The organism is Sphingobium sp. Leaf26 (assembly GCF_001421665.1).
GTDB lineage: Bacteria > Pseudomonadota > Alphaproteobacteria > Sphingomonadales > Sphingomonadaceae > Sphingobium.
Window position 1 is genome coordinate 609,221 of sequence record NZ_LMKV01000001.1, and the last position, 12,962, is coordinate 622,182.

Annotated in this window: 13 protein-coding genes; 4 read left to right on the forward strand and 9 right to left on the reverse strand. The window is 64.9% G+C overall.

Annotated elements, in window-relative coordinates; genetic code table 11:
• Positions 1–175: 175 nt before the first annotated feature.
• The 4 genes from ASE85_RS03035 (at position 176) to ASE85_RS03050 (ending at position 4,531) form a co-directional block, all read left to right on the forward strand.
• Complete coding sequence (locus ASE85_RS03035) at positions 176–2,989, forward strand: helicase-related protein (RefSeq protein ID WP_056683212.1); 2,814 nt, start codon at positions 176–178, stop codon at positions 2,987–2,989.
• Between the two features lie 4 nt (positions 2,990–2,993).
• The gene (locus ASE85_RS03040; protein WP_082462660.1) at positions 2,994–3,278 is read left to right on the forward strand and encodes an RNA-binding S4 domain-containing protein; all 285 of its coding nucleotides are present in this window, start codon (positions 2,994–2,996) and stop codon (positions 3,276–3,278) included.
• Between the two features lie 143 nt (positions 3,279–3,421).
• Positions 3,422–3,760: a ferredoxin FdxA gene (fdxA, locus tag ASE85_RS03045; RefSeq protein ID WP_056683218.1), complete on the forward strand. Its 339-nt coding sequence runs from the start codon at positions 3,422–3,424 to the stop codon at positions 3,758–3,760.
• Between the two features lie 243 nt (positions 3,761–4,003).
• A complete protein-coding gene (locus tag ASE85_RS03050) occupies positions 4,004–4,531 on the forward strand; it encodes a CarD family transcriptional regulator (protein WP_007709832.1) in 528 nt (175 codons plus the stop codon).
• A gap of 89 nt (positions 4,532–4,620) precedes the next feature.
• On the opposite strand, the gene ASE85_RS03055 is transcribed toward ASE85_RS03050, so the two are convergent.
• The 9 genes from ASE85_RS03055 to ASE85_RS03095 all read right to left on the reverse strand — a co-directional run bounded on the left by ASE85_RS03055 (position 4,621) and on the right by ASE85_RS03095 (position 12,896).
• Positions 4,621–4,863 carry a hypothetical protein gene (locus ASE85_RS03055; RefSeq protein WP_056684298.1) on the reverse strand — a complete coding sequence of 81 codons (243 nt, stop codon included), beginning with the start codon at positions 4,861–4,863 and terminating at the stop codon, positions 4,621–4,623.
• Positions 4,864–4,927: 64 nt separating this feature from the next.
• Positions 4,928–5,830, reverse strand: coding sequence for an SGNH/GDSL hydrolase family protein (locus tag ASE85_RS03060; protein ID WP_156358163.1), 903 nt, complete (start codon positions 5,828–5,830; stop codon positions 4,928–4,930).
• A 45-nt stretch (positions 5,831–5,875) separates the two neighbouring features.
• Positions 5,876–6,373 carry an asparaginase domain-containing protein gene (locus ASE85_RS03065; RefSeq protein ID WP_056683224.1) on the reverse strand — a complete coding sequence of 166 codons (498 nt, stop codon included), beginning with the start codon at positions 6,371–6,373 and terminating at the stop codon, positions 5,876–5,878.
• Positions 6,374–6,434: 61 nt separating this feature from the next.
• Complete coding sequence (gene proC, locus ASE85_RS03070; protein ID WP_056683227.1) at positions 6,435–7,247, reverse strand: pyrroline-5-carboxylate reductase; 813 nt, start codon at positions 7,245–7,247, stop codon at positions 6,435–6,437.
• A 5-nt stretch (positions 7,248–7,252) separates the two neighbouring features.
• The gene (locus ASE85_RS03075; RefSeq protein WP_056683232.1) at positions 7,253–7,759 is read right to left on the reverse strand and encodes a YbjN domain-containing protein; all 507 of its coding nucleotides are present in this window, start codon (positions 7,757–7,759) and stop codon (positions 7,253–7,255) included.
• A 43-nt stretch (positions 7,760–7,802) separates the two neighbouring features.
• On the reverse strand, positions 7,803–8,114 hold the full coding sequence (locus tag ASE85_RS03080; RefSeq protein ID WP_056683234.1) for an accessory factor UbiK family protein: 312 nt from the start codon (positions 8,112–8,114) through the stop codon (positions 7,803–7,805).
• 43 nt (positions 8,115–8,157) lie between these two features.
• Positions 8,158–8,706 carry a TspO/MBR family protein gene (locus ASE85_RS03085; protein ID WP_056683237.1) on the reverse strand — a complete coding sequence of 183 codons (549 nt, stop codon included), beginning with the start codon at positions 8,704–8,706 and terminating at the stop codon, positions 8,158–8,160.
• Positions 8,707–8,730: 24 nt separating this feature from the next.
• On the reverse strand, positions 8,731–11,835 hold the full coding sequence (locus ASE85_RS03090; RefSeq protein ID WP_056683240.1) for an efflux RND transporter permease subunit: 3,105 nt from the start codon (positions 11,833–11,835) through the stop codon (positions 8,731–8,733).
• Positions 11,835–12,896: an efflux RND transporter periplasmic adaptor subunit gene (locus tag ASE85_RS03095; RefSeq protein WP_056683244.1), complete on the reverse strand. Its 1,062-nt coding sequence runs from the start codon at positions 12,894–12,896 to the stop codon at positions 11,835–11,837. Before ASE85_RS03095 ends, ASE85_RS03090 begins: the two co-directional genes overlap by 1 nt.
• Positions 12,897–12,962 lie beyond the last annotated feature (66 nt).

Genomic DNA, 12,962 nt, shown 5'->3' on the forward strand with positions numbered 1-12,962 from the left:
GCCATGCGTGAGCGGGATCGTTGTGAACGCATAGGGTTAAAGTCAAATAAAGACGTTCGCATGACGAACGTGCGTGCGACGAACCGTGCCGATGGCCGGACGGGACTGGCGATCGCGAGGGGAACCGCGAAACTCCTTGCCACTGCGCCGGTCATCCCCGACATAGGCCATCATAATGGTCCAGTTCGCGCGTTCCCCCATCACCGCCGTCCTCGGTCCGACCAACACCGGCAAGACGCACCTCGCCGTAGAGCGCATGTGCGGCCATTCGAGCGGCATGATGGGCTTTCCGCTGCGCCTGCTGGCCCGCGAGGTCTATGACCGGGTGGTCGCGATCAAGGGGCCGCAATTGGTCGCCCTCATCACCGGCGAGGAAAAGATCGTGCCGCCGGGTGCGCGCTATTTCCTGTGTACGGCGGAGTCCATGCCGCTCAGCGGGGGCCGGGAGACCGGCATCAAGGAGGATTTCGCCTTCGTCGCGCTGGACGAGGCGCAACTGGGGTCGGACCCGGAACGCGGCCATATATTCACCGACCGGCTGCTGCGCGCACGCGGCCGGGAGGAGACGATGATCCTTGGCTCCGCCAGTATTAGCCGTGTCGTGAAAGCCTTGGTGCCCGATGTCGAAATCATCGGCCGCCCGCGCTTTTCCACCCTCTCCTATGCGGGTGCGAAAAAGCTGTCGCGCCTGCCCAAGCGATCCGCCATCGTCGCCTTCTCTGCCGAGGAGGTCTACGCCGTCGCCGAAATGCTGCGGCGCTTTCGCGGCGGCGCGGCGGTGGTCATGGGCGCCCTGTCCCCCCGCACCCGCAATTCGCAGGTGCAGATGTTCCTGAATGGCGAGGTCGACTATCTGGTCGCGACCGACGCGATCGGCATGGGGTTGAATCTGGACGTCGCTCATGTCGCCTTCGCATCCCTGCGCAAGTTCGATGGCCGCCGCAGCCGTCGCCTGACCGTCAGCGAAATGGCGCAGATTGCCGGACGCGCCGGGCGCCATCACAAGGACGGCACGTTCGGCAGCCTGGGTGGAGAAGATGGCGACGCCGCCTTCACACCCGAAGAAATCGAAGCGATCGAGGCGCATCGCTTCCCGCCGATCGAACAGCTTTTCTGGCGCAATGGCACCCCGCGCACTGACCGGCTGGAGCATCTCCTGGCCGATCTGGAGCAGAAGCCGCAACGTTCCGAACTGCGCGCCGCGCCCGAAGCCGTCGATCTGGCCGTATTACGCCGCATGGCCGACGATCCGCTCGTGATCGAACGGGTCAAGGGCAAGCGACAGGTCGAACGCCTCTGGAGCGCCTGTGGCCTGCCCGATTTTCAGAAGCTGGGCGCGGACCATCATGGCCGCACTGTCAGCCGCATCTGGCATTTCCTGTCCGAAGGAACCGGTCATATCCCGCGCGACTGGTTCGCCCAGAATCTGGCCCGGCTCGATTCGGTGCAGGGCGATATCGACACGTTGTCCGGCCGAATCGCCGCCGCGCGTACATGGTCCTACATCGCCCACCGCCCCGACTGGCTGGCCCATCCGGCCGAAATGGCGGAGCGCACCCGCGCGCTGGAGGAGAAGCTGTCCGACGCGCTGCATGCCGCGCTGACGCAGCGTTTCGTCGATCGGCGAACCTCCGTCCTGCTGCGCGATATCGGGCAGAATGCGAGCAACCTGCCGGTTACGGTGGAGCCGGACGGGAGCGTCTGTGTCGATGGCGAGACGATCGGAAAACTTGACGGCTTCCGATTCTCGGTCGATCCCGCTACGCGACATCAGGACAGAAAAATGTTGCTGGCGGCCGCGGAACGGCGCCTTGGAAAGGTATTACGAGTGAAGGCAGACGAATTGGTGGGCGCGGCGGATACGGATTTCGCGCTCATGGACGAAGCGGGACAGGTACCGGGCATCGCCTGGGGTGAAACACCAGTGGCGTCGCTGCTGGCAGGACCAAGCCTGCTGGCCCCGGAAATTCGGCTGGATCGCGCGATACTTAGCCTGGATCAGGATGTGCAGAAGCAGGTCGCCACCCGCCTCGCCGTCTGGGTCGAAGCGCAAAAGCAGAAGCATCTCCTCCCCCTCGTCAAAATGAGCGAGAGCGCATCCGATCCGGAAGTGCCCGCCGTCGTGCGCGCCGTCTTCGCCCAGCTCGGCGATGCCGGCGGCGTGATCGCCCGGACCGACCTCGATTCGGCGCTCGGCCATCTCGACAAGGATCAGCGCCATTTGCTGCGCAAGGCGGGCATCGATATCGGCGTGCTCGACATCTATCATCCCGGCCTGCTGAAGCCCGGTGCGGCGCGCTGGCGCTCCGCCCTGCTGGCGGCCCGCATCGCCAAGCCCTGCCTGCCGCTGCCCGGCCCCGGTCTCACCCTGATCCCGGCGGGCGAGAAGTTCGAGCAGATGGGTGCGCGCATCGCCGGCTTCCGTGGTTTCGGCGACCAGATGCTGCGCATCGACATGGCCGAACGCATGGCCCGCGCCGCGCATGAAGCCATTGCCAAGAACGAACCTTTCACCCATGCCAGCCCGCAGATCGTATCGCTGGGCCTGTCGGAACCTTCTTTCCTGCAACTGATGCGCCTCGCCGGCTTCCGCCCGGTCACGCCGCCAGCCCCGCCGCCTGCGGACGAGGCCGTGACAGAAGCGGCTGAGGCGACGGGAGAGGGTGCCGAGGTGGCGGAAGGCGCTGAGGCCGAAACCGCTGCGCAAGCGCAGGCCACCCCGGCCACCGGTGCAAACTGGGCGTTCAGGGGACGGCAGAAACCGCGTGGCGATCGTCCGCAGAATGGGCGCCCGCAAAATGGCCGCCCGAATCAAAGCCAGCAGCCGCGCCAGCCGCGCGAAGGCAAGGATGGCGCACCCCGCCGGCCCGACAAGGATGGGCGCCCACCGCGCCCCCAGTCGGGCCGTCCCACCGCGCCAGGCAGCAGCCCCGCCCCGGTCAACAATGCCTTTGCGGGCCTTGCCGACCTGCTTGGCCGCAATGGCTGATCCGATGACCGGCATCGGCCATGGGCCGACGCTGCGCATCGACAAATATCTGTGGTTCGCGCGGCTCTCCAAGAGCCGCTCGACTGCACAGAAGCTGGCGGAGGACGGGCATGTCCGCCTCAACGGCCGCCGCATCGAGCGCGCCCACGCGCCGGTGCGCGCTGGCGACCTCATCACCTTCCCCCATTTCGATAAGGTCCGCGTCGTCCGCGTGGTCGCCCTGCCCACCCATCGTGGCCCCGCGCCCGAAGCCCAGACATGTTACGAGGAACTGACGGTAGGCGAGTGATCCAAGGGCCGGCCTAACGGCGCGAAATTGCGAGTCTTTCGCACAAAACCGTCGCTAAATCCCCGGCAACAATATCCTCATTGACCTTCGTGCGCGCGGGGCATAGCAGGACCGCGTTTTCCAATCCAACGAGTGCCCAGACAATGACCTATGTCGTGACCGACAATTGCATCCGCTGCAAATATATGGATTGCGTCGAGGTCTGCCCCGTCGACTGTTTCTACGAGGGCGAGAATATGCTGGTCATCAATCCGAACGAGTGCATCGACTGCGGCGTGTGCGAACCGGAATGCCCGGCCGAAGCGATCCTGCCCGATACCGAGAACGGCCTGGAAAAATGGCTGGAGCTCAACACCAAATTTTCCGCCGAATGGCCGAACATCACGGTGAAGGGCGAGGCCCCTGCCGACGCCGACGCAATGAGCGGCGTGGAGAACAAGCTAGAGAAGTTCTTCTCCCCCGAACCGGGTGAGGGCAGCTAAGCCCAGCGCTGCGGCGTCCCATATTGCGCCATAGGAACAGCCCCACCCCCAGACATTGTGTCCGGGGGTGGTAATTTTGTTACGAATCTGCTAAATAGGTCCGCGACGGTCGGATGTTCCCTATCATCCGGCTCTGGAGAATACGCTTCATGTCTTGACGGTGGCGCCGTGGACCCCTCGGCATTTGTCTCGCGCATCTGCCCCGCGACGGCCCGTCCCCCGGTTGAATTGGAAAGGTATCAAATGGCTGCCAAGGCGCTGTCCTTTGACGTTGGTGATTATGTCGTTTATCCCAAACATGGCGTGGGCCGTGTCATCGAGCTTCAGAAGGAGCAGATTGCGGGCATGGAACTGGAGCTGTATGTGCTCCGCTTCGAAAAGGAGCGCATGACGCTCCGCGTGCCGACCAACAAGGCCGAAGGCGTGGGCATGCGCAAGCTGTCCTCCAACAAGACCCTCGAAGAGTCCATGGAAACGCTCAAGGGCAAGCCCAAGGTGAAGCGCACCATGTGGTCGCGCCGTGCCCAGGAATATGAAGCGAAGATCAATTCGGGCGACCTGGTGTCGATCGCCGAAGTGACCCGCGATCTGTTCCGCGCCGACGACCAGCCGGAACAGAGCTATTCCGAGCGCCAGATCTTCGAAGCGGCCTCCAGCCGCCTCGCTCGCGAACTCGCGGCGATGGAAGAGACGGACGAGCCGACCGCGCTCAAGAAGATCCTGCGTATCCTGAACGAGGCCGCGCCCAAATATGCGAAGGTCGAGGGCTGATAGTCCGACCGTCTGACAGCAAGTCAAAAAAGGGGCGTTCCGATGATCGGAGCGCCCCTTTTTTTACGCATGATGGTACGAATGCGCGATTATTTGCCGCTGCCGTCCACGGCATCCTTCGCCGCTGAACTGACGTCGCTCGCAGCCTGGCCAACCTGGGTAGCGGCGCCTTCGACCGCATCATTCTTGCTGGTCTGGCTGGATACCAGGAAGAAGGCGGCAACGGCGACGACCACTACCAGCAGCAAAATCGCCAACGTCATGCCGCCGCCGCTGCGCTTTTCTATGATCGTCGTCGTGGTTGCGGCGGGGCGCTCCTGATAATCGGCCATGCTATGATCCTCCATTCATGTCTGCGCGCACAATGCGTGGAAGGACCAAGCGGTTCCCGGCGGTTCAGCGCCCCAGCAAATGGTCGAGCGCGGTTGCGATCGCCGTCATCCCCGCCAGATTGGGATGATAGGGCGTGAATGGATCTATACCGGGACGGGCAACGAAACCATTCGACCAAGGCTGCGCCGCACAGGCATCATGGCTGCGCGACGACGCCGACGCACGCAGCACGTCCGCATCGTTCCGCTTCGCCACGGTGGCGGTCAGTTGCGCCAGACGATCGGCTGTCGCCTGTGCGGTCGCAATCGCGTCCGTCGATAGCGGCACTTGCGGACAAGGCGCACCTGATGGCAGCAGCGTGACATAGTCCACGAAGATAAGGCGGGCTTTGGGCGCGCGGCGGCGGACTTCCCCCGCGACCCGATCGAGATCGGTAGCCAGTTTTGCCCACGCGCCTTCCGTCGGCGCAGCAGGAACCGGACCGGGCGGTTGCTGCGCGGTCATCGCCTTGCACTTTGCAGAGGCCTGTTCGAGGTCGGGGCGGATCGCGGCGCCTTTGCACGACTCCATGAACAGATAGCCGACGAAGCTGACATCATTGCCGCCGATGGTAATTGTCACCAGCGCGGCATCGGTGGTGAGTGCGTCCAGTTGCGGCGGCAGTTCCTTCCACGGTCCCAGCAAATGCGCCGTGGTGGCGCCACCACAACTGACATCGACCAGATCAAGACCGCGCCGCCGCGCAAGTTGATGTGCATAATTGTCTCGCGACCGGGTGCACCGGATGGTGGGAGTATCCGCCGATACCGTGACTCCCGGCCCCGCCGCAAAGGAACTCCCGAGCGCGACATAGTGCGCGGCCGGCGCCAGCGGTGCGGCGGAGCGATGCGGCGCATTGGTGCAGCCCGCCAGCGCCAGAACAGGCAGAAGCCCTGCCATCATGATCGAACGATATCTGCTGTTCACACGCAACCTCCCGCGCCCGCCGGCGCCGCTACCTAAACCAGCGCATCACAGCGGTACGAAGGCGCCCTTGGCGCGGTCCTTGACGACCTTGTCGGCACGGAAGACGGAACCACTCATGGTGATATAGACACCCGGTTCCGCCACTTGCGCCGTGGCGAAGGCCATGCCGAGGTTGAAGCTGGCATCGCTCTCGCCAAAGCGCGCGGGGGCCAGCGCGCCGACCAGCACGATGGTCTTGCCCTCGATCCCGGCCAGTTCCTTTGCGGTGTCCGTCATCGTGTCGGTGCCATGGGTGATGACGATATGCTTTTCGCGGGCGGCGACGACGCGCGCGACGATCAGCGCACGGTCCGTCTCGTCCAGTTCCAGACTATCCTTGCGCGTCACTTCCTCAATGCGGAAAGGGCGTTTGACCCGCGCAACATCCAGCAGCTTGGCCATAACCGTCTCGCCGACCTGATAGTCGGACAGCGCATCGAAATATATCTTGTCGATGGTCCCGCCAGTGGTGAGCAGCAGGATCGGGGTTTCGGGCGACAACATGAGCGACTCCAGGGTGATTTTGCCGCCCCTTACCGCAAAAGCATGCGCCCCGAAACTGCCCTTAGTCCCCGCGCGCCATTGCTTCGCCGCGATCGCGGGCAGCGGCCAGCGTGTCGGTCAACAAGGCTAGCAACCGGTCGTCCGCATCCAGCACATTGAGGCCCTGACGTGTCATGCCACCGGGGCTGGCGACCTGGTCGGCGAGGGTCGCCGGACTGACAGAGGCGCGAGCCGCCATGTTCGCCGATCCCTGCACCGTCGCCAGCGCCATGCGCGCGGCCTGATCGGCGGGAATGCCGATCGCCTCGCCCGCGCGGGCCAGCGCGTCGGCGAAACGGAACAGGAAGGCGGGACCACAGCCCGACAGCGCCGTCACCCGATTGAACAAGGCTTCGTCCGCGATCCATTCGACCAGACCCAGCGGCTGGATCAGCGCACCGATAGCCTCGCGGGCGGCGGCATCGGTGTCGGCATCGCTGAACAGCGCCGTGACCCCCTCGCCCAGTCCAACGGGCAGGTTGGGCATGGCGCGCACGATATCGCGCGTGGCCGGAAAGCGGCTGCGCAGTTCCGCCAGCGTCGTGCCGGCCAGGATCGACACGATCCGCGTGTCGGCCGTACAAAGCGGCGCCAGCGCGGCGGCGACATCGCCAATCTGATAGGGCTTCATGCCCAGCAGCACGGTCGTACCGGCAGGCAGCGCGGCCGGATAGTCCGTCACCACAGAGACACCATCGCCCACCGGCTTGCCACTGGGGCGCATCACGGTGACGCGGGTTCTCTCCAGCCCTTGGCTCAGCCAGCGGGACAGCATCTGCCCCGCCATATTGCCGCAACCGATGAGGAACAGATGATCGGGCCAGATCGCAGTCATGAAGATCAGGCCTCGCCGCGGGTTTCGATCAGGCTGGCGGAAATCGCTTCGGTCGGCGTCTTCCCGCCCCACAGCACGAACTGGAACACCGGATAGAATCGCTCGCATTCGTCGATCGCGGTTTCCACGAGCAACTGCGCCTGATCCAGCGTCAACGTGCCGCCCGCACCCAGCAATGCGCCATGACGGAACAGGATGATGCCGCTGGACGACCACAGCTCGAAATGTCCCAGCCAGAGCTGCTCATTGATGAGGCCCAGCGTCTCATAGACGGTGCCGCGCTTCTCTTCGGTCACGCGGATGTCGGGCAGCGCCAGCAGTTGCAGCACCTGATCCTCATCGCGCCAGATGCCGCGCAGCTCATACTGCGCCCACGACCCCTGGGTGTTCGCGACGATCTCATCCTCGCCGACCTGTTCGTAGCTCCAGCCATGCGCCTCGAAATAGGCGGCCAGCATGTCGATCGGCGCGGCTTCCCCACCGCCATGTTCGAATTCGTCACTATCCATCATCGGCGCGCCTTATCACCGCATGCGGCGAAAGGACAGACAGGAGTCAGGCGGCATCCCCAGCCACGTCCTTGCCCTTGGGCTTGGTCGCCTTGACCGACTTCGTGACCGGCTCGGTCGTCTTGCCTTCCAGCGCGTCGAGGCGAGCCTTGAGCAATTCCACCTCTTCACGCGCAGCCGCGGCGACGGCCTTGACCGCGTCGAATTCCTCACGCGACACGAAATCCATGCCGCCGATCCAGTCCTTCGCCCGCTCGCGCGCGTTGGATTCAAATTCGCGCGTCACGCCCGCCACGGTGCCGGCGGCGCCATTCACCAGCTTGGCCAGATCGTCGAAGAAGCGGTTTTCGCTCTGCATTGCTCTAATCCTCTGTGCGGCGCGCAGGGAGGCGCGCTGTAAATCATATCTGGGTTCTGAGCGCCGGGGCGACAAGGGTCGCGGCGCCGGGGTTCAGGCGGCCGATCTCATAGTTGAGGAAGGAGGCGAAGGCCAGCCATGCCAGATAGGGGAGCAATAGCGCGCCGGCAAATCGGCGGATACGCCAGAAAAGCGCGGTCGTTACGGCCACCAATACGAACAGGATCAGGATCAGCGCCAGCGCGCTGCCGACCTGATGCGCGCGAAAGAAAAGTGGCGACCAGGCGAGGTTGAGCAACAATTGTACCAAAAACAGGGCGATCGCCCCGCCCCGCCCCTGCGCCCCGCGCGCATGCAGCACGATCGCGAAGGCCAGCGCCATCATGACATAAAGAATGGTCCAGGCGACGCCGAAGGCCCAGCCCGGCGGCATCAGGGCGGGCTTTTCCAGCGCGTCGAACCAGCGATTGCCATAGCCGCTATTGGCGAGCCGTCCGGACATGAAGCCGAGGAAGACGATGGCCGGCACCGTCACCAGCGCCCAGCGCAGATAGGAAAGACGCAACTGACCGGGCGACGCAATCTGGTTCATCGGCAACGCAGCTCCAAAAAGCCATTATTCGGCGGTTTCCGGCGAATCCTTGAGCGCCGAATCCAGCTTTCGACTGACGGTTTGCGGAGAAACCGTCCGCTTGGCAACGCGGGAATAGAAGATCGGGATCAGGAACAATGTGATCAGCGTCGCCATGCTGACGCCGAACACCACCACCGTGCCGATCGAATGGCGCGCCGCCGCCCCTGCCCCGCCGCGAATGACCAGCGGCACCGCGCCGATGACGGTCGCGATGGAGGTCATCAGGATCGGGCGCAGACGGCGCTTTGCCGCTTCGCGAATGGCGTCGGCAACCTCCATCCCCTCGTCGCGCAACTGGTTGGCGAATTCGACGATCAGGATGCCGTTCTTGGCCGCCAGTCCGACCAGCATGACGATGCCGATCTGGCTGTAGAGGTTGATCGACCCGCCGGTGATCGCCAGCCCCAGCGCGCCGCCCGCCACCGCCAACGGCACGGTGGCGATGATGACGCCGGGATGGATGAAGCTTTCAAACTGGGCGGCGAGCAGCAGATAGACGAGCAGGATGGTCAGGCCGAACACCAGCCAGATCGACCCGCCGGTCTCGCGCAGCGACTGGCTTTCCCCGCGATAGCCGATCGCCAGCACTTCGGGCGACTGGCGCGCCTGATCCTCCAGGAAGCCCAGCGCCTCGCCCAGCGATGTGCCCGGCGCCAGCGCGGCCGTGAGGGTGATGGCGCGCAGCTTGTTGTAGCGGTTGAGCTGGCGCGGCCCGGCCACTTCGCGGATCGTCACCAGCGCCGACAGCGGGACCAGCGCCCCGGTCCGCGACCGTACGTTGATCCGTTCAAGGTCCGCGCGCGTCCGGCGGCCTTCATCCTCCGCCTGTACCAGCACGCGATATTCCTCGCCCCGGTCGACATAGGTGCCGACCCGCCGGGACCCGAGCAGGCTTTGCAGCGCCTGACTGACATCGTTCACCGAAACGCCCAGATCGCCGGCCCGCGCCAGATCGGTTTCGATCCGCATCTGCGGCTTGGTTTCCTTGTAATCGCTATCGACGTTGATGAGGCCGGGATAAGCGGCGGCCGCCGCCATGATCCGGTCGCGCGCGGCGACCAGCCCCTCATAGGTTGCACCCGCCAGCACGATGTTGACCGGCAGGCCGCGTCCGCGCCCCAACCCCGATCGCGGCGCGGCATTGCCGCGAACCCCCGGCTGGTCGGCGATCACCTTGTTGACGATGGTCGCGACCTCCGCCGTGGTGATGGTGCGGTCTTCCCAGGGCCGCAGGAAGGCGATGACGTTGCCATTGTTGAAATCGTCCGTGGCGCCAAAGCCCCCGGGCGTGCGGATGACGAGGTTTTGAAGCGTGCCGTCCTTGCGCAGGAAGGCCAGATCATCCTCGATCTTCTTCATATAGGCCATCATCCGGTTGAAACCGGTGCCTTCCGGCGCGCTGATATTGGCCTCCACCACGCCGGTATCTTCGGCCGGCGCCAGTTCGCTGGGCAGGCGGGTGAAGATGACGCCCGCCAAGCCCAGAAACAGCAGCACCGCCAGCAGCGGCAGCAATGGCTTGCGCAGCGCGCTGTCCAGCCAGCGGGCATAGCCCCCCTCCAGCCGCTGGAAGCGATTGTCGATCCAGCGCGCGAACCGGCCGCGCTCGGCGCTCTTGAGCAGCTTGGAACACATCATCGGCGCCAGGCTCAAGGATATGAAACCGGAGAAGGCGATGGCGGCGATCATGGCGATGGCGAGTTCGCGGAACAACAGGCCGGTCTGGCCGGCGAGGAACATCACCGGCACGAACACCGCGCACACCACCAGCGTGGTGGAAATGATGGCGAACCCCACCTGTCGCGTGCCGAGATAGGCGGCGACCAGCGGATCGTCGCCCTGCTCGATGCGGTGATAAACATTTTCCAACACGACGATGGCGTCATCGACCACCAGACCGATCGCCAGCACGAAGGCCAGCAGCGTCAGCAGGTTGATCGACAGGCCGAGCAGCCACATCACCGCGCAGGTGGCGAGCAGGCAGATCGGCACCGTGACCGCCGGGATGATGGTGGCGCGCACCGACCCCAGGAACAGGAAGATGACGAGGATGACGAGCAAGGCCGCTTCGGCCAGCGTGTCATAGACATTGTCGATCGCGCGCTCGATGAACAGCGATTCGTCGGTGCCGATGGCGACCCGCATCCCCTTGGGCAGGGTCGGCTCCAGTTCCCTGATCAGCGCCTTGGCCTTTTGCGCGACCTCCAGCGTGTTGGCTCCCGACTGGCGGATGATGCCGATGCCGATCGCCGTGCCCTGATTGGACCGGAAACTGCTATAGGGATTTTCCGCGCCTTCCTCGATCCGGGCGACGTCGCCCAGCATGACCAGATGCCCGTCCGCGCCACGCCCCACGACCAGCCGGGCGAACTCGGCCGGCGTGGCAAAAGGACGCTCGACGCGCAGCGTCTGGTTCTGGTCCTTCGATTCGAAGCGGCCGGCGGGCAGTTCGACATTCTGGGCGCGCAGGGCGGATTCGACATCGGCCGGCGTCAGGCCGAGCGACGCCAGCTTTTCCGCGTTGAACCAGATGCGGGTCGACGGGCGCGCCTCACCGCCGATGGTAACGCGCGCCACCCCGTCGATCGCGGCAAAGCGGTCCACCACATTGCGGTCGAGATAGTCGCTGATCTGGATCGGCGACCAGCCCGGTCGGGAAAAGGCCAGGAACAGGATGGAGCGGGCATCGGAATCCACCTTGCGGATTTCCGGCGCCAGCGCGTCCTCGGGCAGATCCTCCACCACCGATCCAACACGGTCGCGCACGTCATTGGCGGCGCTGTCGATGTCGCGCGAGGGGTCGAATTCGATATTGATGTTTGATGTGCCGTCCTGCGACGTGGATGTGATGGTCTGGATGCCCTGCACGCCCGCGACCGCATCCTCGATCAACTGGGTGATCCGGCTTTCCACCACCGATGCCGCCGCGCCAGTATAGCTGGTTTCGACCGATACGACCGGTGGATCGGTGTCGGGATATTCGCGCACCGACAGGCTCATCCAGCCGACGATGCCGACGATGCAGAGCAATACCGCGACGACCGCGGCGAAGACCGGTCGGCGGACGGAAAGGTCGGATAACTGCATCAGCGCGCGCCCTTGGCCGATCCGTCCTTCGGCTTTGCTTCGGCCTGGTCACCGGGCAGGCGCACGGTGACACCGTCGGTCAGCTTCACGACCCCCTCTGTCACGACCATCTGGCCCGGCTTCACGCCGCCCAATATCTCCACCCGGCCGTCCTGACGAATGCCGATATCCACCTTCACCCGCCTGGCCGTGCGATCCTCCACAATGAAGACGAAACGCTCATCGCCGTCGCCCACGACCGACAATTCCGGCACCGACAGCGACTGGCGCTGGCGAGCCAGCACGCTGACGGTCAGCAGCATGCCGGGCTTCAGCGCCTTGTCGGGATTGGGCAGGATCGCCCGGACCTTCACCGCGCGGGTGGCGGGGTCGATGACCGGGTCGATCGTGGCGATGGTGCCGTTGAACGGGCGATCTGGCCATGCGGCCGACACGGCCTTGATCGGCATGCCGGGGCGGATCATCGCCAGCCGGGTTTCGGGAATGGTGAAGTCCAGCTTGATCCGGCTGATGTCGCTGACCGTGGCGATCGGCGTACCGGCGGTCACGATCGCACCGGGCGACACGGTGCGCAACGACACCCAGCCGCCGAAGGGCGCGCGGATCACCCGGTCGCCGATCGAGGCACGCGCCAGTTGCGCATTGGCGCGCGCGGCGTTGGACAGCGCCACCTGCTGCTCCAGCGTGGCGCCAGTGGCGAAGCCGCGATCCTTGAGCGCCTGGATACGTTGCAGTTGCTGGCCGGCCTGAAGCGCGGTCGCCTCCGCTGCGGCCAGTTCGGCCTTTTCCTGACCGACCGCCAGCCGGGCGATCACCTGCCCCTTGGCGACGAACCCGCCATCGGCGAAGTTCAGCGCCTCGATCCGCTCCGTCACCGGCGCGGACAGGACAACCTGCTCATTGGCGAGTGCCGTGCCGACCGCTTCGACATTGTCGGTGAAGCCTGCCGGCGCAATCGCCTGCGCCTCCACCAGCGGGACGGCGCGCGGTTTCTGCTGCTTCTCGCCGCTGCAACCGGCAAGACAAAGGGCGGTGAGAATGACAGGCAAATAAGGACGCATGGCGGAGGGCTATCGGGCCTTTCAGGGCGACACAATGGAAAGCTTTGTCGCAATATGTATCAGTAT